Genomic DNA, 23,926 nt, shown 5'->3' on the forward strand with positions numbered 1-23,926 from the left:
GCGGCCTGCGACGTCGACCACGTGAACCAGCGCGGTGCCGGACGGACATGCCTGCACGAGCGACGTACCGGCGCGGAGCCCACGAATCCGTCGCGGTTCGTCGACTTCCCCTCAGCACCGATCGTCCGACAGTCCGCGCCGTCGGCGAACTCGGCGGACACGCCGGGCTCCGTCCTGGCGAGCCAGAGCCGAAGGACACCGGGACGCGGACGCCTCGCCACCTGTGATCGGCACGGCCGGGTCGTCGTCGACGTGGACCGCCCGACGCCGAGCATCCGAGCCCGGTCGAAGTCGGACCGCCCTGCCCTGCTCATTCGAGTGCTCGTCGGCGGCCGTCCGTTCCTCGGTCATCCTGAACGCTCAGGCCAGCAACCCCAGCGCGGCGGCTTCGACGGTCGCCTCGTCCAGCAGGACCTCCTCGGCGGCCCTGCCCAACGGGATGAAGCTGTCCTCGCTGGTGACGCGCCGAATCCGCCCGGCGAAGCCATGGTCGACGAGCGCGGTGACCACGCCTTCGGACACGCCTCCGCTGCGCCGCGTCTCGTCCACCACCAGCACCCGTCCGGTGGCCTGGGCCTCGCTGACCAGGTCCGACACCGGCAGCGGTGCCAGCCAGCGCAGATCCACCACTCGGGCCCCGACACCCTGTTCCGCCAGTCGATGCGCCACCCGCAGGCTCATCCGCACCCCGTTGCCGAAGCTGATCAGGGTGAGGTCCGGCCCGTCGCCGTAGCGGCGCGCACGCCCGATCGGCACATGCCCGGCGGCATCCCGCGGTGTCGGATACGGTGCCGCCCAGGCGCCGTCGCCGTCCTCATGCAGGTCACGGGTGTGGTAGAGCGCGATCGGTTCCAGGAAGACGCACACCGCTCCGTCGATGCGAGCCGCCGCGACACAGGTACGCAGCATCGCGGCGGCGTCATCCGGACGGGACGGCGAGGCGACCACGAGACCGGGGATGTCTCGAAGCGCGGCCACTCCGTTGTCATTGTGGAAGTGCCCCCCGAACCCCTTCTGATATCCGTAGCCCGCCACCCGGACGACCATCGGATTGCGGTACTGCCCCGCGGAGAAGAACCGCAGCGTCGCCGCCTCGCCACGGATCTGGTCGGCGGCGTTGTGCAGGTACGCGAGGTACTGGATCTCCGGGATCGGCAGCAGCCCCGCGAGGCCGGCGCCCAGGGCGGTGCCCAGCACGCTCTGCTCGTCCAGCAGTGTGTCGAACACCCGCAGCCGGCCGAAACGTCTGCGCAGCCCCTTCGTGACGCCGTAGACGCCGCCCTTGCGCCCGACATCCTCGCCGAAGACCAGAACGCCGTCGTCGGCGGCGAGCAGGTCGCCCAGGGACCGGTTGACGGACTGGGCGAGGGTGAGCGGGCCTTCGGACTCCGGCAGCCCGTCGGGAAACGACTCGGCACGGCGAGCGATCGGCGCCGAGGTCGCCGCCTGCCGCGCCGTCGCCGCCCCGCCGGACAGGGCCAGGGGGCGGACGATCTCGGCAGCCGAGGTCAGCTTCGGCAGGGCGACCACCTCCGCCGCGATCGCCGCGACCTCGGCGCGCAGCTCCTCATAACGGTCGACGAGCCTGCCGGGCGTGGCGACCCCCGTGGTCACCAACAGCCGTGCCGTGCTCGTCACCGGGTCGCGGGCATAGTCGGCGAGGATCTCCGCCCTGCTGCGGTATCCCGATTCCAGGTCCGAGCCCGCGTGGCCCATCAACCGCACCGTCGACAGCCGCAGGAAGACCGGTCGCCGCTCGCTGCGTACCCGGTCGACGGCGGTCCTGGCGACCTCGAGCGCGGCGGGCAGATCGGACCCGTCGGCCTCCAGGTAGTCGATCCCCGGCCGGTCGCGATGGCTCCGGCCGATCCAGCCCGTCGGAGTGCGGACGCTGATCCCGATGCCGTTGTCCTCGCAGACGAACAGCAGCGGCAGCGGTACGCCCTGGTAGACGCAGTGCATCGCGGCGTTGATCGCCCCGGTGGCCGTCGAGTGGTTGGCCGATGCGTCGCCGAGGCTGCAGACGACCACCGCGTCCGACGGCCGGCCGGTCGAGACGCCGAGGCTCCCCGCCCGCTCCAACGCGAAGGCCAGGCCCACGGCTCGGGGCAGATGCGAGGCGATCGTGGACGTCTGCGGGATGATGTCGAGATCTCGATTGCCGAAGACCTTGTGTCTGCCTCCCGAGATCGGCTCCTCGGCGGCCGCCACCACTCCGAGCAGCACGTCACGCAGCGGCCGCTGTCCCGGCACCTGTGCGGCCCGCTGCAGGTAGAAGGCGCCGGAACGATAGTGCAGCAGCGCCGGGTCGGTGGGCCGCAGGGCGGCGGCCACCGCGGCGTTGCCCTCGTGACCGGACGAGCCGATGCTGTAGAAGCCCTGCCCCGCCGCGCCGAGGGCACGGGCGGCGAGATCGAGATGTCGGCTGCCCGCCTGCGCGTCGAAGAGGCTGAGCAGGCGAGCCCCCGTCATCCCCGCGTAGCCGGGGAGCGGCGCGTCCGGGTCGACGGCGTCGGCTGCGGAGAGCCCCGCGATCTCGGTCAGGAAGTACTCGTCCACCGGGTTCTTCGTCACACGCACCCCTCGCCAGGCCAGGCCGGATTGCCCACCACCAGGCGTCCGCTCAGCGGGCACCTGCCCCTTCAGCATGGTCGTCGCAGGCGATGCGGGCCAAGGGCCGCAGCGGATCAATCGGTGGTCCTCAGCCGCAGGAGTCCTTCACGGCCGGTACGCACCCCGCCGTGGGCTGCTCGTCGCCGAGCCGCCCGGTGGCCGCGAGTCGGAGAGAGGGAGTGGCCGTGGCCGGGACGACGTTCGACAGCACGCACTCACCGGATCGGTCGGACGCGACGACCGGCCCCTCCGGTGACGCACCTCGTCGTGCCCACCTCCGAACACGCCGATCGGTCAGGCCGTCAGCAGGCAGCGCCGATCGGCGGCCCCGCCGCCCTCGTCCGGCGGGCAACGCCGGAGATCGGGCGGTGTCGATCCTCCCGGCGCGCGGCGGTTCCAGGCGCCACCACGCCCTAGGCTGCGAACGGCGCGGCGATCGCGAGGCGCCTGCGCCGCGCGTCGAGGCCACCACACCCGCGGCGACCTGCGACCACCACGAACGACCGTGCGACGTCCGCGCTGCCGAGGAGATCAGGGCCGCGCCTCGTGCAACACGGCGCAGGGCAGCTCCGTGCTCGCCCGCGCCAGCCGTTCCAACGCGAGCGGCAGCAACGGGTTGGTGTTGCCCGGCCGGAACAGCACCAGCACCCGACGGCACGGCTGCCAGCCGACGAGCCGCAGCACCCGCAGCGACTCGTCCTCGATGGCCAGCCCCGGCAGCAGCGCGACGCCCAGTCCGCGCGCGACGAGATCCCGGACGACCCCGTAGTCGTTGCTCCGACACACGATCCTGGGCACGAAGTTCGCCGAGGCGGCGAGTCGGGTCAATGCCCGCGCACCGGCGGTGTCCTCCCGGGTGCAGATCCAGGCGTCGTCGGCGAGTTCGCCGATGCCGATCTCCGTCTGCTCGGCCAGCCGGTGGTCGGCGGGCACCGCGAGAACGAGGGCCTCGGCGAACAACTCGACGCGCGACAACTCCACCGGCCATGAGCGAGGGTCCAGGTCGTATTCGAAGACCACCGCCGCGTCGAGGGTGGCGTCCAGGACCCCGCCGAGCACCTCGTCCGGTTCGCCCTCGTCCAGATGCACCTCGGCGCCGGGACGGTCGGCGACGACGGCGGCCAACGCGGCGGGCAGGACCCGCGCGTTGGCCGTGGCGAAGCTGCCGAGCCGCAACCTGCCTCGATCGCCGACGACCATCGCCCGTACCTCACGTTCGAGCTGATGAAGTGCGCCGAGCGCGTCACGGCTGCGTACGGCCAGCAGATCCCCGACGGCGGTGCTGCGCACCGATCTCGCGGACCGTTCGAAGAGCGGGGCACCGACGGCCCGTTCCAGCAGCATCATCTGCTGGGACACCGCCGAGGCGGTGTAGCCCAGTGCGCGCGCCGCCTCGGCGAACGAGCCGGTGCGCACACACTCCTGCAAGGTCCGCAGGTGGATGGGGTTGAGCACTCCGAGGATGCTACGGAGGCGGGCAGGCGGAATCGGTGCACGGGGCGGCTACGGACCGGGCGGTCGTCGAAGAGCCGCCGTCCGTGACGCTGCCATCCTGGTCGGGCCTCGCCGTCGACGGTCAGCCGTGAGACCCCGGTGACGTCGGCATGGCCCTGCGCTCCGGGAGATCAGGGTCGACGATGAGGGGGAACACCGGGTCGCCCCTGATGGACGACGTCCCTGGCCGTGTGAGGCTGATGACCATGATCAAGAGCACTGCGGCGGAGCCCGCGTCTCGACGTGCGTTCCGGTCGTTCGCCGACCGGGTGACCTCGCCGCCTCCCGGCACGAAGGACATGCTCCGGCTGCTCCTCTCCGGCGGACTGCGCACGCCCGCGCGCGCCCGAGACCGCGTTCCCGTGCTGCGTACCGGCCTGCCCGCCATCGAGGCGGGCGCGGCGAGTGTCACCTGGGTGGGGCATGCGGGGTTCGTTCTGCGCATCGGCGGGGCGTGCGTGCTGGCCGATCCCGTGTGGTCGACGCGGATTCCCGGCGTGGCGCCTCGGCTCACGCCCGCCGGGCTGGACTGGTCGCAGCTTCCTCGGGTGGACGCGGTCGTGATCAGCCACAACCACTACGACCACCTGGACATGCCGACGCTGCGCAGGCTGCCGAGGGACACGCCGATGCTGGTCCCCGCCGGACTTCGCGGCTGGTTCATGCGGCGCGGCTTCCGGACGGTCGTCGAGTTGGACTGGTGGGAGTCCGTCGAGGTCGGCGGGCTGCGGTTCGAGTTCGTTCCGGCACACCACTGGAGTCGTCGGCTGTTCTTCGACACGTGTCGCACGCTTTGGGGCGGCTGGGTGATCGAGGAACCTGCCGGGCATCGTCTCTACCACGCGGGCGATTCCGGGTACGGCCACTGGTTCGCCGAGATCGGCAGGCGCCATCCCGATCTCGACGTGGCCATGCTGCCCATCGGCGCCTACTCACCGCAGTGGCTGTCCCGGCATGCGCATCTGAACCCGGAGGAGGCGGTGCAGGCGTTCGACGACCTCGGCGCACGTCGGATGGCCACCATGCACTGGGGGACCTTCGCGTTGAGCAGTGAGCCGGTGTGCGAGCCCATCGATCGCCTCCGTGCCGCCTGGGACGACGCGGCCCACCCCAGGGAGATGCTGTGGGACCTGGCGGTGGGCGAGAGCCGCGTGCTCAACCCGAAGCCCGGACGGGCACTGACCGGCCCGAGCGATCGCGTGGGCGGTGCCGCCGGGTCGGACGAGTCGACGACATGACGGGAGACGTCGAGGCCACCGGTGCGTATCCGAGTCAACGGGCGCCCGGGCCGGGGTGTGCTCGGCGACGCGAGAGACCGCCGATGTCTTCGACGCGGTTCGAGGAGGATCGGGCCTTGTCACCGCCTCGGAGGCGGTGGAGCGGGCGACTGATCCAGTATTTCCTTTGATCAGCACTGACACTATAGAGTGAAAAATAGCGGACTCAACATAACAGTTAGTAATCACCCCGCCCGCCCAACGGGTCGGCTCGCGTCACCACAAGAGTGAGGCCGCCGATGTTGATCGATTTCGCTCACCCTCGGCGCTACGGTCGGCACCGGGCACACGCTGGACGCGGGGGTGATCCGATTGGCGGGCGGTACACAGGACGCTGCGCTGCGACGACTCATGGCCCGGCTCGCCGAGTCGAGCGCCCGTCATCCACCCAGACCCGCCTGGCGACGTCGGGTGCCGAGCGTCTTCCTCACGAGGTACCCGCTCGGCTGGCGCCTCCTGCTGCCGAGACGGCGGACGCCGGACCGCGGTGACGCGCTGTTCATCGGCCCGGCCGGAGTCTTCGCCCCCGAACACACCCAAGATCCCGACCCCGGCTCGCACGCTGCCTCGAGCGCCGCCCGCCCCGGTGGAGAGGGGGCGCCCCCGGAGCTCGCCCCCCGGTCCGCCCGTGAGCCGGCCGCCGTGGCGCGCCCTGCGGCGGAGGCGTTGGCGGACACCCCGCTGAGTGGCGACCGCAGCCACGCGGGTGCGACGGCGCGGCTCGTCTCGATCGCGGCGGCGAACGCGGGTGGTCACGGCCGCTCGACCGGCGCGCTGCTCCACTTCGACGAACGGACCCTGGACCGGCTCGTGCGCACGGACTCGCCTCGCCTGCGACGAGCGGAGGCCGCGCGCGTCGCCGAGGCGGCGGCCCGGCGGCTTCCGGACCACGATCTCGTGGCGATCGACGAGGACACGTCGTCGACCGAGACGAGTCCGCTGTTCGATGAGGACACCGTGCGCGGGGCGGCCCGCGACCGGGCCGTCTCCGGGGCCTTCGTCTCCCGGATCGCCTTCCTGGACTCGCGACAGACCGACCTCGTCGAAGGGATCCACTCCGGGCCGGCGCGCATCAGCGGCCCGGCGGGCACCGGGAAGACGGTGGTCGCCCTGCACCGACTCGCCAGGATGGCTCGCAGGTCCTCGGACAGGCTGCTCTTCACCACCTTCGTTCGTTCGCCGCCCGCGGTCCATCAGCGTTCCTGCCAGCGGTTGGCACCGGAGGTGGCCGACCGCGTCGAGTTCGTCGGCCTCCATCGCTGGACGCGGGGGCTCCTCGCCGAGCGGGGACGGCCGCTGACGGTGGACCGGCGGGCCGTCCGAAACTGCTTCGCGTCGGCCTGGCGACGTCATCGGACCGAGGATCTCCAGGCACTGACCCCGTATGACTACTGGCGGACCGAGATCGACCGAGTGATCAAAGGGCGGGGCCTCACCTCGTTCGCGCAGTACCGGGGAGTGCACCGACGGGGCAGGCGTGTGGCACTCACCGTGGACCAGCGCGCGCTGGTCTGGGCTCTGTACGAGCGGTACCAGCACAACCTTCGCGATCGCGGGGTCTACGACGACAACGACCTGCTCGCGGCCCCGCACGAGGAGATCCGACGACGACCACCCGGGCGGTCGTACTCGGCCGTGGTCGTCGACGAGGTCCCCGACGTGGTGCTGCTGCGGCTGCGCCTGCTGCACGGCCTCGTCGACGACCGGCCCGACGGCCTGCTCCGGGTCGGCGACGGACAGCAGCAGGTCCATCCGGGCGGGTGGCCACTGTCCGACGCGGGCATCCCAGTGCGGGGCCGCGGCGAGATCCTGCGCACCGACTACCGCAACTCGGCCGAGATCATCCGATACGCCAGGAGGCTTGACGCCGTCGATCAGGTCGACGACCTCGACGGTGCGGCGGGCATCGCACTGCGTGACGCCGTGGTCGCACATCCCGGCGGCCGGGTCGACCAGTGGACCGGATCCGATGAGGACTTCGACGCCGGCCTGGTCGCGGCCGTGCGCGCGGTGCCCGTCGACGAGACCGGCGACGTCGCCGTGCTGGCGACCACCAACGCCGAGACTCGACGGATGTTCCGCGCGCCGGCGGATGCGGGAGTCGCCGTCTCGCGCCTGGACGACCACGACGGCGCTCAGACCGGCACGGTCAAGGTCGGAACGGTTCTCCGGGCGAAGGGCCTGGAGTTCTCCGCGGTGTTCAGGGCTCTCATCACGGTCGGCGACGTCGGTCTGGACGACGGGGTCCGACGCGAACGCGCCGAACAGGCGACGCGGCAACGGCTGGTGGCGGCGACCCGGGCACGGGACCGCCTGTGGGTGGGACGTGTCACGGCAGGGAAGGGACCGGGGTCGTCATGACCACGACGCGCAAGGGCGGTTCCTGCGGCCGGTCTCGGCGACATCGCAGTGTGCGGGAGCGGTTCTCCGTCGGCAGAGGTCGTCGGGAGGATGTCGACATGACGACACGGCTTCGCCAGTCCAATCGGGCCGACCGACTGCGCTCCGTGTTGGATCGCGACGGACCGACCTGTATCTGGTGTGGTCGGGAGTTCTCCTCGATTCGACTTCCCACCACGGACCACCTGGTGCCGAGGGTCAAGGGCGGCCCCTCGTGGCTGGAGAACGAGGTGGCGGCCTGCGGACGCTGTAATCGCAGCAGGGGCCACATCAGTCCGGTGGACTGGCTGGCCGACTGCGAGCAGCGCGGCTGGCGGCCCGACGCCGGACGGGTGCTGCGTGCCTTGACCGCCTTCGCGCAGGCCGTGGCCGAGCGCGGCGGCCAGCGCCGCGCCCGGCCGTACCTTCAGGGGCAGCTTCGCCGGATGCGGCGCCGCTTCCCCGCCTGCTGAGCGGCCCGTCGCGGACGCTCCTCGGTCGGCAGGCGGCACGGGGCCGGTCGACGGCCGTTCTCCGGTCTCGCCCACGGATGGCAGGACGGCGGCCCTCGCCCGTCGCGCGACCACGATGCGCAGCGCGGGCAGGACGCCGACGTGTGTCGGGGCCGCCGCCGTCCCGCGCGTTCCCGGATGCGGGGCCGAACGGCCGACCGCCGGGGACGGCGGCACCGTGCTGCCGGCTGCATCCGATGTCCGAGGACACCGTGCCCTCACCGCCTCGGCGGGCGTCTTCGCCAGCCGGCCGCCGCCCGGCGGCCGGGCACCCGCCTGTCGGAAGTCCCGCGCCGGGCCGCGTCTGTCGGAACGTCCGCGCAGGTCGCCCGAGGCACACCGTCCGCCCGGTGACCACCGCGTCCCCACGAGCCGACATCCCGCCGATGCCGCGGCCGTGACCCAGAAGACCGAATCGCCTGCTACTCTTCCAGAATTCCGTAATTCCGAACATCTGGAGATCCGTTCATGCGATGGCAACCGTTACTGCTGTCCGGTCTGCTGCTCGTCGGCACCGGGTGCGGCGCGAGTTCGGCGAGCACGCCGCCCGCGGACACCGAGGTGTCGACGGCGGCATCGACGTCCTCGACGGCGCCCGTGCCGGGCGAGGAACTCGACTGGTGGGCCTATCTCGCCGAGAATCGCGACTCCGCAGGCCTCGTCTTCGACGACGGGCGCGGGACCACCTGGTCGCTCGGGGCCGACGAGCCGAAGCCGTTCGCCTCGACGCGCAAGATCCTGCACCTGGCCGCGTACTCGCTGGCCGTGGCCGAGGGCGAGATCGACCCGGCGTCGACGGTCACACTCGGCGAGTGGGAGGCCTACTACATGGAGGGCACCGACGGCGGTGCGCATCCGGCCGCCCTCGAGGAGCTGGGCATCGATCCGGCCGACAAGGAACAGGAGGTCCCCATCGACGACGTCGTCCACTCGATGATCAAGTTCAGTGACAACGCGGGCACCGACCTGCTCCGCGACCACCTCGGCGATCAGCGAATGCTCGACGCCGCCGCCCGCATCGGCTGGGAGCCCACCGAGCTCCCCAACTTCCTCGGCGCCGCCGTCGCACTGCTCATGCCCGAGCTGGCGGGCGAGGGCGATGACGCGCTGGCCGAGCGCTACCTCACCGACGAGGAGTTCCACTCGACCGTGCTCGAGCAGCAGCTGCCGGACTGGGACACGCAGGTCGCCTGGGCCGACGAGGTCGGGCGCGTCGAACCCCGCCACATCGAGGAACTGCATCGCCGACTGGTCGACGACGGGCTCGGCGACCCGCGGGCCGCCGAGGTCGCGGGCGGGCATCTCGACTGGACCTCGTTGGAGGGCGTGACCGCCAAGGGCGGCAGCTTCCCCGGACAGCTCTCCGACAGCTGGATGCTGCGTCACCCGGACGGCACGCTCTCCTCCCTCACCTTCGTGATCACCGGCATGTCCATGGAGGACTGGGCGGCGGGACTCGCGGGCGGTCACCAGATGCTGATCTACGACGTTCTGCGGGACCCGGAGGCGGCCGAGCGACTGCGCGAAGTGGTTGGCGCAGAATGACACGATGAACGACATCGAACAGCGCGTGGCCGAACTGGAGACGAGAGTCCTCCGGCTGGAGGCCGAGCTGTCCGAGGCCGCGTCGTCGGCGGCGACGGCTCCGCCTGGCCCGGCGGAGGGTGGCGGCCAGACCACCGCGCCCCCACCGTCGGACGACGTGTCGACGGGTGACGACGGACCTCCGCCCGCGGGCCGAGGCGTGATCGGCTACCAGGGTGAGACCGACTGGGCGGGCGGCGTGCGCTGGCAGATCACCCTGAGCGCCGAGGGCGTCATGTCGTTGCCCCTGCCGCCTGCGGCGGGGGTGCTCAGCGCGCTGGGACATCCCGGCCGGGCCGCCATCGTCCGACGGCTGCTGGCGTCCTCGGCCACGGCGGCGGAACTTCAGGAGAGCGCGGGGCTGAACTCGACCGGCCAGTTCTACCACCACCTGCGCACCCTCACGGGTGTCGGCCTCGTGGAACAGGACGGCCGGGGCAGCTACCGTGTGCCGCTCACCCGGCTGATCCCCGTCGCCGTGCTCCTGCTGGCGGCGGGTGACATCGCGGGATCACTGCGGTGAGCCGCTTCCGGAGCGGACCGCACCCCCTGCCTGCCATGCCCTCGGCCGCGGGCAGGCAGGCAGGCAGGCAGGCAGGGGGAAGAGCGTAAGGCAGGCGTCGATGCGGCCGGTGTCGTCGGACGACAGGGGCGACCTCATGCTCCCCGGCGTCGGGCAGACCTCTGCTCGGCAGGCCGTTCGCCGCGTTCCTCCTGGTCGCGTCGTGCGGAGCCCCCGCGCCCGGTGCGCGGTCCGACGCCGCCGCGCAGGCACTCGCGATGACGGCTCCCGTCACCGAGGCGCCCCGCCGACGGGAATCTGGACTGGCGCGCCTGCGCCGAGTCGCCCGAGGTGCGGTGCACCACGCTCGACGTCCCGGTCCACCACGCCCGTCCCGACGACGACGGACGGATCACGCTCGGCCTCGCCGCCTCCCGGCACGACAGCCCGCGGAGCGGCGCGGCACGATCCTCTTCCACCCCGGCGGTCCCGCCCCGCCCTGCCGCTCCTGCTCGGCCGGACGGGCGCGACGGGCTCGCCGAGCGCACCGAGTGGTGCGACGTGATCACCTTCGACGCACGGGGCTACGGCACGAGCACCCCGATCCGCGATGCCGACGTCGCGCCCCCGGTGGGCGCCGTACTCGACTCCGAAGGGGCCTGCCGAGATAACCAGGCCGCCGTCGAGCGCTACGGCCCCAGCTGCGTGGAGCAGGACGCCGAACCTGCCGCGAACGCCGACGCCGAGTCGCCTCACGCATGACATGGACCTGATCCGTGCCGCGCTCGGCGAGAAGAAGATTCGGCAACTCCTACGGCACGGTCCTCGGCCGGGAGTACGCCGAACATCACGGCGATCGACTCGCCACCCGGCGGAGAGGCAGACGACAGCCGGGGCGCCCGGTCAGTGCCGGACGCCCCGTTCGAGCCGGTGGTCGATCAGAGACGGAAGTCCAGGTCCGGCTCGATCGTGGCGACGTCCATCTGAGCCTTCTGCAGCTTCCCGGAGAAGTCCCAGTTCAGCGACTGCCAACGAGTGAACTGGTCCAGCACCCAGATGCCGGACTGCCTGCTGCCGTTGCCGGATCGGCCGTTGCCGCCGAAGGGCAGATGAGCCTCGGCGCCCGAGGTCGAGTTGTTCACGCTCACCATGCCCGCGCCGATGCCCGCGCGGAACCGGAACGCGGTCGTCGGGTCCGTGGTGTAGACGCTCGCGGACAGTCCGTAGCCAGGCCGGTCCGCCAGCTCCAGTGCCTCGTCCAGGGTCCGATAGGTGGTGACGCCGACCAGCGGCCCGAAGGTCTCCTCCAGGAAGACCTGGTCGTCCGGCCGGACCCCGTCGAGCAGCACCGGGTGGTAGAAGAGCCCGGCGGAGTGGTCGCCGAGGAATCCGGCACGCGGGGCGGCGTCGGTGATCCGGCCGGTCGCGGTCGAGCCGAGCACCGTGTGGTGGTCGGCGATCCAGCCCAGCATCCGCTCATAGTTGTCGGCGAACTTCTGATCGAGCATGGGGCCGTAGAGCACGTCCTCGCGGGGATCGCCGACGACCGCGTTCTCGACCGCTGCGGTGAGCCTGCGGACGAACTCGTCGTGCACGTCGACGTGGGCGATGACGCTGCCCAGCGAGGTGCAGCGCTGACCCGCGGTACCGAAGCCGGAGAACAGCGCGCCCTCCACGGCCAGGTCGAGATCGGCGTCGGGCGCGATGACCATCGGGTTCTTGCCGCCCAGTTCCAGGCAGGCCGACTGGAGGTGCCTGCCCGCCAGTTCGCCGACCTTCACGCCGACGGCACTCGAACCGGTGAACCCGATCTTGTTGACCGTGCCCTCCGTCAGCGCCTGCTCCAGGCCGGCGAAGGTGTTCTCACCGTCGGCGTACACGAGGTTGAGCACACCTGCCGGGACGCCCGCACGCCACGCCAGCTCCGCCAGGGCCCGCGCGCTGGCGGAGGCGTACTCGGCGGGCTTCCACACGACCGCGTTGCCGCACAGCAACGCCGGGACGAGGTACCAGGACGGCACGGCGACGGGGAAGTTGCCCGCGGTGATCACCGCGGCCACGCCCACCGGGACACGGAAGGTGAAGAGCTGCTTGTCCGGCATCTCCGAGGGCACCGTCTGCCCGTAGAGCCGCCTGCCCTCGCCGAGGAAGAAGTCGGCCGTGTCGATGATCTCCTGCACCTCGCCGAGCGCCTCGGCGAGCGGCTTGCCGATCTCGCGGGTGACCAGCTCCGCCAGCGTCTGCTTGTTCGCCTCGACGAGCCTGCCGAACGACGCGATGACGCGACCACGCACCGGGGGCGGCACGGCCGCCCATTCCCGCTGGGCGCGCTTGGCCGACCGAGCGGCGTCGGCGAGCGTCGACGGCCCGCCCAGGGTCACCGTGGCCACCACGTCGTCGAGCCGCGACGGGTTCCGGGACACGTACTCGCCGCCGCCCGACACGGCCTCCTGGCCGTCGATCACCGAACTGATCACCTTCGCGGTGGTTGTCACCGATGCGCTCCTTCGCTTCATCCTGGGCCGACGACCGGTTCTCGGCCGCCGGCTGCCGCCGGGGCGGCCGTCACCGACCACGTCGAGTCGCTCCGCCGCCACGCTCCACGAGAGCCTGCCCGGACGTCGGGCTCCTGTCGAGTCGCCCGACTCGCCGCCGGGCGGCAGCCGGGGCGCCCGTGGCGAGTCTGCCGCCCGTGCGCGACGCGGGGAAGACGCCGCAGCGCGGCTGATGCCTGTCAGGTGCCCAAGCAACGCTGGCGCTGGTATCCGGACGACGCCTGCTCGTGCCCGACACCGCGCCTGCCCCGACACCGCCGGCCCCGATCCGGCCGGATGCGGCCGGACCGTGACATCGTCGGCTGCCGCAGCGAGCGGGCCACGCCGCCTAGGACCTGCGGCGCGATCGCGGCGAGGAGGACTCCGATCAAGCGAGTCCATGCCGTGCGGACGGGCGACGGCCCCGTCACCGGACCGTACCGGCGCCCGACCGCCGGCGGAGCGATGGAGCGGAGGCGGCGTCGAGACGGCGGCGGCTCAGGCCGCCGCGGACTCATTCCGACGACAGGCGCCCCGCCGGCACGACGGGCGGCGGGGACAGGACCGCCTGCCACACGATCTCACCGTCGCTCTCCCGGTTCGTCGGTCGCATCCCTGCCGAGGCAGCCACCCGACCCGATGCGTGGTGATCGGGATGGATACAGGCCTCCAAGACCTGCACACCCTGCCGCGCCAGCCACTCCGCCAGAGCGAGCGCGGCCTCCTTGGCCAGGCCTCTGCCCTGCCACGGCATCCCGAGCACCCACGACATCTCCGTCGGCCGGCCAGGTCGAGAGATGAACACGGTCGCCCCCACGGTGCCGACGATCCGGTCGTCGCACCGAGTCCGCAGCGCCCAGTTGCACCAGGAGACTCCGTCGTCGGGCGAGCCGGCCAGCAGCGTGCGATAACGAAGCCGCAGCTGTTCGGGGCTCGCCGGGCTGCCGCCTATGAAGGTGTGCAGCCGGGGATCGGCCAGTGCCTGCGCCATCGGCTCGGCGTGCTCGAGGAGCAGCGGCTCCAGCATCAGCCTCGGCGTGCCGATCGGCTCGGCGCGCACGGTGGAGGTCGGAACGTGTCCCTGCCGAGCCCCGGCGGCGGCGCGACTCACAGGCCGACCGCGCGATAGAGCGACCCGATCTCGGGATGATTGAGCCTGCGCATGCTGCCCGGCCGCTGGTCGCCCAGCTTCACCTCGCCGATGGAGGTGCGCACCAGCCGCTCGACCGGGTGCCCGATGTGATCCAGCAGCCTGCGGACGATGTGCTTCCGGCCCTCGTGCAGAACGACCTCCACCATCGCCTTGGAGCCGTAGGACTCCAGGACGCGGAAGCTGTCGACGCTGGCGGGGCCGTCCTCCAGTTCGACGCCCGCCTTCAGGGTCTTGGAGACGTCCTTGGCGATCGGGGCGGGCACCTCGGCGAGGTAGGTCTTGCTGACCTCGTAGGACGGGTGCATCAGCCGGTGCGCGAGGTCGCCGTCGTTGGTCAGCAGCAGCAGGCCCTCCGTCTCGGCATCCAGCCTGCCGACGTGGAAGAGGCGCTCGGACCGGCTGGTGATCAGGTCGCCGATGCACGGCCTGCCCATGTCGTCGGACATGGTGCTGTGCATGCCGACCGGCTTGTTCAACGCCAGGTATTCCAGGTCGTCGCGGACCACCACGCGCGTGCCGTCGACGTGGATGGTCACCGTCGCCGGGTCGACGCGGCGACCCATCTCGGTGACGACCTTGCCGTCGATGCTGACTCGGCCCTCGGCGATCAGCTCTTCGGCGGCGCGGCGCGATGCGATGCCCGCGCGGGAGAGCACCTTCTGCAGTCGGATGCCCTCCGGGTGATCGTCACCTGGTGCGGCGGTGCGCTCACGGCGCGGCGGACGACTGCTGTGCTCAGACTTGCTCATCGATGGAATCCACTTCGGGTAGCAACGGGGCGATCGGCGGGAGCTGGTCCAGGGAGGACAGCCCGAGACGTTCGAGGAACAGCTCGGTGGTCCGGTAGAGCAGGCCGCCGGTCTCCGGATCGGTCCCGGTCTCTTCGACCAGACCACGACCCAACAGGGTACGGATGACGCCGTCGACGTTCACCCCGCGTACTGCCGCCACTCTCGATCGAGTGGTCGGCTGCCGGTAGGCGATCACCGCCAGAGTCTCCAGCGCGGCCCGCGTCAGCTTCGTCCGCTGTCCGTCGAGCAGGTATCGCTCGACATAGGGTGCGTACCGGTCTCGGGTGTACAGGCGCCATCCCTCGCCGATCCTACGGAGTTCGATGCCGCTCTCGGCGGCGTCGTACCGCAGGGCGATCCGACGCAGCGCCGCCGAGATCCGGCCCGCGGGCTGGTCGAGGGTGCCGCCCAGCAGCTCCTCACCCGCCGGGACGTCCACGACGAGCAGCAACGCCTCCAGGGCCGCGTCCAGCGCGGCGTCCTCGGTGAGGTCGGGGGCATCGTCCCGGGAGAAGGCGCGGTCGGGGGCCGACGGCGGCGCGGCGGCCGCCTCGGCGGGCGGCGCGGGCACGTCCGGATCGGGCACCTCGGGCTCGGGTGTTCCGGGGCGCGGCACGTCGGGTGCGGGAACGGGCGGCTCCGGCACCTCCGGAGTGGGAACCGGGGGCTGCGGCACGTCGGGGACGGGCACCGCGGGCTCCGGCACCTCCGGGACGGGGCCGGGCGGCTCCGGGACCTCCGGGGCGGGTCGCGGCGGCTCGGCGGGGTTCGTCGCGGCCGCCGGGGACGGGGCGGACTCGCCGTGAGGACCGGCGGACCGACCCGTCAGGCTGCTCCGCCCCTCGTCGGACGTCTCTGCGTTCACCCGTACTCCTCGTCCTCGACGCCTGCCCGATCCGACTCGGCGACCGCCCTGGCATGTTCGACGCTGCCGCCGACCCAGCGCACCCGCAGGTCACCCAACGGGTCCGTCTGGTCGAAGAGCACCGAGGTCTCCCGGTACAGCTCCAGCAGCGCCAGGAACCGGGCGACCACCTCCACCGTCTGCTCACAGTCCTCGGTGAGCGCGGCGAAACTCGCCTCACCGTGCTCGGCGAGGAAGACCCGCAGGTAGGCCGCGTGCTCGCGCACCGACACCTTCGCCATGTGCAGGTGGTCCAACGACACAGCCGGTGGCGGTCGCGGCCGGAACACCGCCGCCGCCACCTCGGCGAATCGATTCGCGTCGACGCCGAGGAGCACCTCCGGCAGCAGGCCCTCGAACCGCTTCTCCAGGGTGACCGACCTCGGGTAGCGGCGCAGCGCCCCCGCCTCCAACTCGCTGAACAGTGCCGCCACCTGCTTGTAGGCGCGGTACTGGAGCAGCCGGGCGAACAGGAGGTCCCGTGCCTCCAGCAGGGCCAGGTCCTCCTCGTCCTCCACCTCGGCGGCGGGCAGCAGCCGCGCCGCCTTGAGGTCGAGCAGGGTCGCGGCGATCACCAGGAACTCGGTGATCTCATCGAGGTCCCACTCCTCGCCCAATCCCCGGATGTGGGCGATGAACTCGTCGGTGACCCTGTGCAACGCCACCTCGGTGACGTCCATCCGATGCTGCGAGATGAGTTGCAGCAGCAGGTCGAACGGGCCCTCGAAGTTGTGGAGGTGCACGGTGAACCGGCCGCCGTGCGGGGCGGGCTCCGCAGAACTCAGGGTGGTCCCGGGCGAGGGTTCCGTCGCTTCGGCCGCGACGATCGCGTGCGCGGGGTCCGTGTCGGGCCGCTCGGACCCGACCGGTGGGGGCGCGTCGGCGACTGCCTGCGGCTCGCCGCCCGCGCCGAGACGGCGGGCATGATCGGCCGTGCCAGGGGCCGGGTCGACCGCCGGGCCCGCGACGGTCACGGGGGGCGGCTCGAGTTCCGTCATCCCCGCCCCTCATGACTCAGGCGATCGACCAGGATCGAGTCGGCGCCGCGTGCCTGGAGGTCGGCCAGCACGATCGCGATCGCCTCGCGGACGACACGTCCTCGGTCGGCGGCGACGCCGTGTTCGGCCCGCAGCACGAGCCGGGCCCGCTCCAACGCCACCAGTTCCTCGGCGGAGACGTAGACCGTGATCTTCGAGTCGTGCCGTTGTCGGCCGGAGCCCCGAGGCATCGTCGTGTCGACGGTCGAGGCCAGCGCGGGCGGCTCCACCGGCGGAGCGGCCTGCTCCGTCGCGGGTCGCCCCACGGGCATCGTGGGCCTGAACAGCTCGGCGGCACCCGGCAGTGCGGCGCGTCGGGTCACCCGTGCTCCCGGCGGAACGTCGGAGGAACCGCCGAGCCACGCGGCGATGCCGGAGCCGTCGCCGCCACCACGGACCCGACCGGGCAGGACGCCCCGCGGTGCGACGCCCTCACGGGGCTCCGCTCGGGAGGACACGTCGCGGACACGGTCCGGCGCGTCATCGGGCGATCACCTCTCGTGCCAGGGCGCGGTAGGCCTTGGCGCCGGCCGAGCGCGGCGCCCATCGAGTGATCGGCTCGCCCGCGACCGTGGTCTCCGGGAATCGCACCGTGCGGTTGATGACCGTGTCGAACACGATGTCGCCGAAGGCCTCGACGACTCGGGCCATGACCTCGCGGGAATGCAGAGTCCGAGGATCGAACATGGTGGCGAGTATCCCGGTGATCTCCAGATCCGGGTTCAGCCGCTCCCGGACCTTCTCGATCGTGTCGATCAGCAATGCCACGCCGCGCAGGCTGAAGAACTCGCACTCCAGCGGAATCAGGACGCCGTGCGCGGCGGCCAGCGCGTTCACCGTGAGCAGCCCGAGCGAGGGCTGACAGTCGACCAGGATGTAGTCGTAGTCGGCGAGCACCGGCCGCAGCGCCCTGGCCAGTGCCTGTTCCCGGCCGACCTCGACGACCAGCTGCACCTCGGCGGCCGACAGGTCGATGTTGCTCGGCAGCAGGTACATGCCCTCCGTGGAGGTCTCCTGCACGACCTCCTGAACGGAGACCTGACGCTCCATGATCACGTTGTAGATGGTGGTGTCGAGATGATGGGGATATACGCCGAGGCCGACCGAGAGCGCACCCTGCGGATCGAAGTCGACGAGCAGCACCCGCCTGCCGCATTCGGCCAGCGCGGCACCGAGATTGATGGTCGAGGTCGTCTTGCCGACCCCGCCCTTCTGATTGCACATCGCCAACACCGTGGCGGGGCCGTGACGATCCAGTAACGGGGGGTCGGGAACGTGGCGACGGGGCCTTCCGGTCGGCCCGATCTCGCCCTCGAGCGCCTCAAGGGCCTCTTCCTCGGTGGGGTCGGCTGCCCTGGGCGTGAGGCCCAGGTCGACCGCCGCACCACGCGGCCGACCGGCCGAAGGCGACGGTGTCGACATGGTGGCTCGCTCCTCGCATCCAAAGGTTCTCGTGCGGCGCAGCCGGGTGGCGTTCGTGCACGCCTTGCGAAGCCGCAGCGGAACCGTTCTGCCTGCGATCCAACCACCGCCGGGCGCGACCTGATCGCCAAGCCCCACTCCTGCCGCACTCTAAGCGGCAGGCGAAGCAGCGGCAACGCGCCTCGCCGTGACCACTCGGCAAGCTTGCCCGGCTTATGTCGTCACGCGCAGGAGAATCGCTGGATCAATTCCGCGTGAGCGGTTCCACGCTGTCGGGATGGGCACGCAGGAATTCCGCGGGAGACTGCGGAGTTCGACCGGTGAGTCGAGCCACCACGTCGCCCCGCACGGCCATCTCGCCCGTGGCGACGGCCGCATAGGAGCTGACCCAGCCCTCGATCTCCCAGTCGGCGGCGCCGTGATCGGATCGGGAGGCCCGTGCCTCGGCAGGCGTCTGGTCCTGATAGGTGATCGGGCGATGGGCGAAGTCGGCGAGCAGCGCCGCGGACCGGGCCATGGTCAGCAGTTCCGGTCCCGTGACGTCGTAGACCCGTCCCGCGTGCCCGGCCTCGGTGAGGACCACCGAGGCGACGCGGGCGACGTCGTCCCGAGACACCCAGGCCACCTGCCCGTCACCGGCCGGGCCCCGGATGACGCCGTCGGTGTCCACCCAGCTGGGCAGCAGGTCGACGTAGAGGCTGGGCCGTAGGAAGGTGAAGTCGATCCCGCGACCGCGGATGTACTCCTCGGTGCGGAAGTGGTCCCTGGCGAAGGTGAACGTCGCGTCGGGGTCGGCGCTGAGGAAGGACAGGTAGACCAGCCGGTCGACGCCCGCTGCGACGGCGGCGTCGACGGCCGTCCGGTGCTGCCCCACCCGCTCCGGGTCGGCGTCGGCCGAAACCAGGAACAACGTGCGAACACCGTCCAACGCGGCGCGCATCCCGTCGGCGTCGGAGTAGCAGGAGACGGCGCGAACCGACGACTCGGGAAGCTCCGGCGCCCGTCGGGCATCGCGCACCAGGAGCCGGGTCGGCCTCCGCCGCTCCGCGAGCAGCCGAGCGACACGGCCGCCGACCGCTCCGGTGGCTCCGGTCACTCCGATCATGGAACCTCCTCGCCGAGACGGCGTCCCCCGGCGGCCACGCCGACGAGTTCACGTTAAGACCTGGCCGGGCTCGCCGCCTCGTGATCAGCCTCCCCACCCCGTGCGGAGTCCGCCCGCACCGCGGTGGAGGCACCGCGGGCGATACCGCGCGCCCACGGGTGCACCACCGGCCGCCGTCGTCGGTTCGGTCGGCCCGCGGCTCCCGCGAGCACACCGTGCCGCAGGCAGGAGTCGCCCGATCCGCACGTTCGGTGTCCGGCGCACCCGCGGTGAGAATCAGTCGGGGTCGCGGGCACGTGGGTGAGCGAGTGCGTAGACCTCGCGCAGCGCGTTGATCGTCACCAGCGTGTACACCTGGGTGGTGGTCACCGAGGCGTGCCCGAGCAGCTCCTGCACCACGCGGACGTCCGCCCCCGCCTCCATGAGGTGCGTCGCGAAGGAGTGCCGCAGCGTGTGCGGCGAGACGGAGTCCGCGAGCCCGACCGCCGACGCCGCCGTCTTGAGGATCTGCCAGGCGCTCTGCCGGGACAGCCGACCGCCCCGGGCGTTCAGGAACAGCGCCGGGCCGCCTCGGCCTGCCGCGGACAGCGTCGGCCTGCCTCGCACCAGGTAGGCCTGGACCGCCGCCAGCGCGGGACGGCCGATCGGGACGAGCCGCTGACGGCCGCCCTTGCCCGCCAGCAGGACGGTCCGGCCCTCGGCGTCCACGTCGTCGACGTCCAGACCGACGGCCTCCGAGATCCGGGCTCCCGTCGAATACAGCAGCTCCACGAGGGCACGGTCCCGCAGGCCTCTCGGCTCGGGACCGCCGCTGCCGTCGACGAGCCGCAGCACGTCGTCGACCGGCAGGGCCTTGGGCAGTCCACGCGGGACGCCGGGCGGCGTGACGTCGGCCGCCACGTCGATCGCGACGATGCCCTCGCGGTGGGCGAAACGATGCAGGCCGCGGACCGCGATGAGCGCCCTGGCAGCCGATGCCGCCGACAGCGGCGGGCGGGACGACCCTCCCTCGCGCAGGGCGGCGACGTGGGCGGTGACGTCCGCGCGGGTGACCTCGGCCAGACTGGCGACGCCCCTCGCGGCCAGGCCGCGCAGATATCGACGCAGGTCCCGACCGTAGGCCTCCAGGGTGTTGCGAGCCGTGCCCCGCTCGACGGCGAGATGATCGAGATACTCGGCCACCCGCCCCACCAGTTCGGCGGCGGGGGCCGGTTCGTCCGAGTGGTCGTCGCGACGGTACGGGCCGGTGGCGCGGCGCGCCGACTCACCGCCGCCGTCGTCGGGGGCGTCCGCGCAGGCGAGATCCACGCCGGGGCGGTTCCCGCGGGCCGGGTCTGTGCCGGAGGTGCCCGCGCCGGCGGCGTTCCGACCGGCGGCACATCCTCCAGGAGCGTTCTCACCGGCGGCTCCCGTACCGGCGGCACCACCGAGGCTCGTGGCGGAACCACCCGCCGTCCCCGCCGACGCCGCGCCCGTCGGCTCCGGAGGCTCGGCCGCCGAACACCCGGCCGCAGGCGGGCTCGCCGATCCGAGTGCCCGTCCGCGCGCCGAGCCGTCGGCCTCGACCACGTCGCCGCCGGTCACCCGCGCACCCCCGAGACTCCTCGCTCCGCCGTCTTCACCCGTCGCCTGCCTGTCCGGTCACTCCCCGCGGCCGGTCGGCGGCCTGCGATCGCGCCCCACCGGTCGGACCGAGACCGGGCGCCCAGCCTAGGCCGCCCGGTCGGAGGCGGCGTGCTTCGCGCACCGAGCGGTCCGATCCACGTCTTCTCGAGTCACCGTGCGTCCCCACGGCGTCGGGGCCCTGCATCGGGCCAAACGCCCTGACCGGCACCGGCCGGGTCCGGCGTCGATCGCCCGACACCGAGCCGCCTCGGTCGGAATCAGGGCTGCCCCGAGCCCCCGGCTCAGGGATATCACCGATCCGGCGGCCCGCCGCACCCGTCTATCGTCTACAGACATGGTCCCCTCCGCCGAATCCCACGGCCTCCGCATCGGCGACGCCGAGCGCGGTCAGGCGATGCAGTTCCTCGGCGACCACTTCGCCCAGGGCAGGCTGACCATGGACGAATACGAGGAGCGGGTCGCGGCAGTGACGCTGGCCCGCACCGGTGCCGACCTCGTCGTGCTGTTCGACGACCTGCCCGGCTCCCACGAGTTGGGCCCTGGTCTCAGCGTCGGCGGCGCCCGACCCACGCAGGCGACGACACCGAACAGGCAGGCGGACACGGCGTCGAACCTGGGCAGCTCGCTCGGCCCGATCGTCCGATCGGCGGGCGAACTCGCCGACTCGCTCGGCCGGTCGCTCGGCCGCGCGATCTCCGACGCCGAGGCCCGACCCGCGGCGGGCGAGTCGCCGAGATATCGGGTGCTGGCGGGTGTCCTCCAGATCGTGCCCAGCTTCGGCGCAGGCCGGTTCTACACCGGTCACGTCAAGATCGGGCTGGCCATGTTCCTGCTCTCCTTCATCGGAGTCGGGCTGCTGTGGTCCTTCGTCGACGGCGTCCTGCTGCTCGCCCACGGCGGGGAGGACGCCGAGAAGCGCACGCTGCGCTGATACTCCGGTAGGGGTTCCGGCCACCTCCGTGGTCCGATGTCACCCGGTGGGGGAACGACTTAGCATCGACCCGGTGACGACGGAGGCACCGACGAGGAGCACCGACGCACCGCGGCTGCGGCCGGGTGCGCTGATCAGGGTGGCGGCGCTGGTCCTGCTGACCGGCTCGGACCGGACGCTGGCCACACCACGTCCACCGGCGTCGCGGCCGCTCCGCTGGACGCTGTCGCCGCTCGTCGCCGCCCTGCTCCTGGCGAATCTCGCGCTCGGTGTGGCCAGGCTCGATCCGCTGGAGCGCCCCTCCGGCGCCGCACCCGCCGCCCCGCTCCCACCAGTCCCTCAGCTCGCGCTGCTGATCGCGGCGGGCATCTGTGCCTTCGCCTTCTTCCGGCCGTTGATCGCCTGGCGGCTGGCGACGGCGACGATGGTCGGCTGGGTGTTCCTCTTCCATGAGGTACTCGGCGATCTGCTGCCCTTCTGGTCGAACTACCTCACGGTGCTGTTCCTGGTCGCCCTCCGCCATGAGAAGTGGATCGCGGCGGTGACCGCGACATGCGGCCTCGGACTGCTGCTGTCCGTGCTTCCGCTGGCCATGGACGAGGCCGTCAGCGCGTTCCCGATCGCCGAGCTGCTGCTCTCCGGCGTCATCGTCGTACTGCTCGGCGGTACTCTCGGCCGGATACGCGCGGTCGCGCTCCGGCGACGACATCCCGATTCCGGAGACGAGGACCCGGCGGCCGATGCCGAGCGCGTGCGGCGAGAGGAGGTGGCCGGGCTGGTCGCCGAGACCGGCAGAGCCGTACGGGCCGCGGCACGCGAGGCGGGCGCCCTTCTGCTGGTGGTGATGGTCACCGGCACCGACACCGCGCTGGCCCGACGCGGGCCGGCTCCGCGCCGATGGCCGCGCCAGGTCAGGGTGCCGTTGATCGCCGCCTACGCGCTGACCGTGACGATCGCGGGCGTCGACAACTTCGCGGACCTGCACGACACCATCTGGCCCGAGATCCTCGCCTTCGCGGGCGGCGGCATCGCCGTCCTGGCGTTCCTCCTGCCCATGGTCGCCTGGCGCGCAGGCATCCTGGCGATCGTGACGGCCTTCGTCACCGTGCCCGCCGACCTCGGGCGGATGCTGCCGATGTGGGTGGTCGTGCTGACCGTGCTGTTCCTGGTGGCCTACCGGCACACCGCTCGCATCGTGCTCGTGATCCTGGTGATGACCTGCGCGGTAGTGTGGATCAGCGCGGCGCTGGCCGAACGATCGTGGGGCGTGATCAACCTCGGCGGCGTGCTCGTCTCCGCGGTCGTGGTGACGCTGCTCGCCTACTCCCTCGGTTCGGCGCACCGCGCCCGCCGGGACCTGGCGGCCGAGGAGCGACGCACCTCCGAGGCGCAGGCCGAGCAGGTACGCCTCAGCGAGCGCAACCGCATCGCCAGGGAGATGCACGACGTGGTGGCCCACCACATGTCGATGATCGCGGTGCGCTCGGAGACCGCCCCTTACCGCCTGCCCGATCTGTCCGAGTCCGGCAGACAGGAGATCGCCGAGATCGGCGAGGCCGCTCGCGCGGCGATGTCGGACATGCAACGGCTCCTCGGTGTGCTCCGAGACTCCGATCATCAGCCCTCCCGTGCACCACAGCCGGGCCTGGGCGACCTGGCCGCTCTCGTCGCCACCAGCGGCGACTCGGGCATGTCGGTCACGATGAGCGTGCAGGAAGGCCTCGATCGCATGGTCGGCGAGACCCTGGGCCTGACCGTGTACCGCATCGTCCAGGAGGCACTGACCAACGCAGGCCGCTATGCCCCCGATGCGCCGATCCGGATCGACCTGACCCGCCGCGAAGCTAGGCTGATCGTCACGGTGCGGAACGAACCGCCCACCGAGCCACCACCGGCCGCCGTGCGGCGATCGGGCGGCGGGCACGGCCTGACCGGCATGCGAGAACGGGTGGACCTGCATCGGGGAACGCTCACCGCGGGCCCGACGGCGGCGGGCGGCTTCGAGATCAGGGCGGTGCTGCCCCTGACCGACGCCGCGACGTCCGACGACCCCGAGGAGTAG

Annotated in this window: 19 protein-coding genes; 8 read left to right on the top strand and 11 right to left on the bottom strand. The window is 72.1% G+C overall.

Annotated features, from left to right (window positions below):
• Positions 1-360: 360 nt before the first annotated feature.
• A complete protein-coding gene (locus AHOG_RS18990; RefSeq protein ID WP_245856318.1) occupies positions 361-2,574 on the bottom strand; it encodes a thiamine pyrophosphate-dependent enzyme in 2,214 nt (737 codons plus the stop codon).
• A 570-nt stretch (positions 2,575-3,144) separates the two neighbouring features.
• The gene (locus AHOG_RS18995; protein ID WP_093942557.1) at positions 3,145-4,068 is read right to left on the bottom strand and encodes a LysR family transcriptional regulator; all 924 of its coding nucleotides are present in this window, start codon (positions 4,066-4,068) and stop codon (positions 3,145-3,147) included.
• 245 nt (positions 4,069-4,313) lie between these two features.
• Between AHOG_RS18995 and AHOG_RS19000 the strand changes: the two genes are divergently transcribed.
• From AHOG_RS19000 to AHOG_RS28760, 6 genes are all read left to right on the top strand, one after another.
• Entirely contained in the window at positions 4,314-5,345 is a 1,032-nt protein-coding gene (locus AHOG_RS19000) for an MBL fold metallo-hydrolase (RefSeq protein ID WP_245856319.1), read from the top strand.
• Positions 5,346-5,687: 342 nt separating this feature from the next.
• On the top strand, positions 5,688-7,745 hold the full coding sequence (locus AHOG_RS19005) for a UvrD-helicase domain-containing protein (RefSeq protein ID WP_157736915.1): 2,058 nt from the start codon (positions 5,688-5,690) through the stop codon (positions 7,743-7,745).
• Positions 7,746-7,843: 98 nt separating this feature from the next.
• Positions 7,844-8,236 (top strand): HNH endonuclease, encoded by a 393-nt coding sequence (locus AHOG_RS19010; protein ID WP_093944600.1) that lies wholly within the window; start codon positions 7,844-7,846, stop codon positions 8,234-8,236.
• A gap of 507 nt (positions 8,237-8,743) precedes the next feature.
• Complete coding sequence (locus AHOG_RS19015) at positions 8,744-9,820, top strand: serine hydrolase (protein ID WP_093942560.1); 1,077 nt, start codon at positions 8,744-8,746, stop codon at positions 9,818-9,820.
• Positions 9,821-9,824: 4 nt separating this feature from the next.
• On the top strand, positions 9,825-10,382 hold the full coding sequence (locus AHOG_RS30070) for an ArsR/SmtB family transcription factor (protein WP_093942561.1): 558 nt from the start codon (positions 9,825-9,827) through the stop codon (positions 10,380-10,382).
• A gap of 540 nt (positions 10,383-10,922) precedes the next feature.
• Positions 10,923-11,123, top strand: coding sequence for a hypothetical protein (locus AHOG_RS28760; protein ID WP_157736916.1), 201 nt, complete (start codon positions 10,923-10,925; stop codon positions 11,121-11,123).
• 176 nt (positions 11,124-11,299) lie between these two features.
• Here the strand turns inward: AHOG_RS28760 and AHOG_RS19030 are convergent, their stop codons facing one another.
• The 9 genes from AHOG_RS19030 to AHOG_RS19070 all read right to left on the bottom strand — a co-directional run bounded on the left by AHOG_RS19030 (position 11,300) and on the right by AHOG_RS19070 (position 20,501).
• Positions 11,300-12,856, bottom strand: coding sequence for an aldehyde dehydrogenase family protein (locus AHOG_RS19030; protein ID WP_245856320.1), 1,557 nt, complete (start codon positions 12,854-12,856; stop codon positions 11,300-11,302).
• Between the two features lie 553 nt (positions 12,857-13,409).
• A complete protein-coding gene (locus AHOG_RS19035) occupies positions 13,410-14,006 on the bottom strand; it encodes a GNAT family N-acetyltransferase (protein ID WP_245856321.1) in 597 nt (198 codons plus the stop codon).
• Positions 14,003-14,719 carry a pseudouridine synthase gene (locus tag AHOG_RS19040; RefSeq protein WP_093944604.1) on the bottom strand — a complete coding sequence of 239 codons (717 nt, stop codon included), beginning with the start codon at positions 14,717-14,719 and terminating at the stop codon, positions 14,003-14,005. The genes AHOG_RS19035 and AHOG_RS19040 overlap by 4 nt, the downstream gene beginning before the upstream one ends.
• A 64-nt stretch (positions 14,720-14,783) precedes the next feature.
• Complete coding sequence (gene scpB / locus AHOG_RS19045; protein ID WP_245856322.1) at positions 14,784-15,704, bottom strand: SMC-Scp complex subunit ScpB; 921 nt, start codon at positions 15,702-15,704, stop codon at positions 14,784-14,786.
• Positions 15,701-16,741, bottom strand: coding sequence for a segregation and condensation protein A (locus tag AHOG_RS19050; protein WP_245856323.1), 1,041 nt, complete (start codon positions 16,739-16,741; stop codon positions 15,701-15,703). The genes scpB and AHOG_RS19050 overlap by 4 nt, the downstream gene beginning before the upstream one ends.
• Positions 16,738-17,238: a cobyrinic acid a,c-diamide synthase gene (locus tag AHOG_RS19055; RefSeq protein ID WP_311770151.1), complete on the bottom strand. Its 501-nt coding sequence runs from the start codon at positions 17,236-17,238 to the stop codon at positions 16,738-16,740. Before AHOG_RS19055 ends, AHOG_RS19050 begins: the two co-directional genes overlap by 4 nt.
• Positions 17,239-17,260: 22 nt before the next feature.
• The gene (locus AHOG_RS19060; RefSeq protein ID WP_093942563.1) at positions 17,261-18,202 is read right to left on the bottom strand and encodes a ParA family protein; all 942 of its coding nucleotides are present in this window, start codon (positions 18,200-18,202) and stop codon (positions 17,261-17,263) included.
• 244 nt (positions 18,203-18,446) lie between these two features.
• A complete protein-coding gene (locus tag AHOG_RS19065; protein WP_093942564.1) occupies positions 18,447-19,307 on the bottom strand; it encodes an SDR family oxidoreductase in 861 nt (286 codons plus the stop codon).
• A gap of 276 nt (positions 19,308-19,583) precedes the next feature.
• Positions 19,584-20,501 (bottom strand): site-specific tyrosine recombinase XerD, encoded by a 918-nt coding sequence (locus tag AHOG_RS19070; protein WP_093944607.1) that lies wholly within the window; start codon positions 20,499-20,501, stop codon positions 19,584-19,586.
• A 766-nt stretch (positions 20,502-21,267) separates the two neighbouring features.
• Here AHOG_RS19070 and AHOG_RS19075 point away from each other — a divergent pair.
• Positions 21,268-21,864 carry a DUF1707 domain-containing protein gene (locus AHOG_RS19075; RefSeq protein ID WP_169725886.1) on the top strand — a complete coding sequence of 199 codons (597 nt, stop codon included), beginning with the start codon at positions 21,268-21,270 and terminating at the stop codon, positions 21,862-21,864.
• Between the two features lie 73 nt (positions 21,865-21,937).
• Positions 21,938-23,926, top strand: a complete 1,989-nt coding sequence (locus AHOG_RS19080; protein WP_093942565.1) for a sensor histidine kinase — start codon at positions 21,938-21,940, stop codon at positions 23,924-23,926.

It is taken from the genome of Actinoalloteichus hoggarensis (genome assembly GCF_002234535.1).
In the GTDB taxonomy this organism is placed as follows: Bacteria; Actinomycetota; Actinomycetes; order Mycobacteriales; family Pseudonocardiaceae; genus Actinoalloteichus_A; species Actinoalloteichus_A hoggarensis.

Excerpts from the sequence above, each read along its gene's own strand:
- AHOG_RS19065 (WP_093942564.1), bottom strand. The coding sequence starts at position 19,307 with ATGATCGGAGTGACCGGAGCCACCGGAGCGGTCGGCGGCCGTGTCGCT.
- AHOG_RS19075 (WP_169725886.1), top strand. The coding sequence starts at position 21,268 with ATGGTCCCCTCCGCCGAATCCCACGGCCTCCGCATCGGCGACGCCGAG.
- AHOG_RS30070 (WP_093942561.1), top strand. The coding sequence starts at position 9,825 with ATGAACGACATCGAACAGCGCGTGGCCGAACTGGAGACGAGAGTCCTC.
- AHOG_RS19015 (WP_093942560.1), top strand. The coding sequence starts at position 8,744 with ATGCGATGGCAACCGTTACTGCTGTCCGGTCTGCTGCTCGTCGGCACC.
- AHOG_RS19060 (WP_093942563.1), bottom strand. The coding sequence starts at position 18,202 with ATGTCGACACCGTCGCCTTCGGCCGGTCGGCCGCGTGGTGCGGCGGTC.
- AHOG_RS19010 (WP_093944600.1), top strand. The coding sequence starts at position 7,844 with ATGACGACACGGCTTCGCCAGTCCAATCGGGCCGACCGACTGCGCTCC.
- AHOG_RS19050 (WP_245856323.1), bottom strand. The coding sequence starts at position 16,741 with ATGACGGAACTCGAGCCGCCCCCCGTGACCGTCGCGGGCCCGGCGGTC.
- AHOG_RS19000 (WP_245856319.1), top strand. The coding sequence starts at position 4,314 with ATGATCAAGAGCACTGCGGCGGAGCCCGCGTCTCGACGTGCGTTCCGG.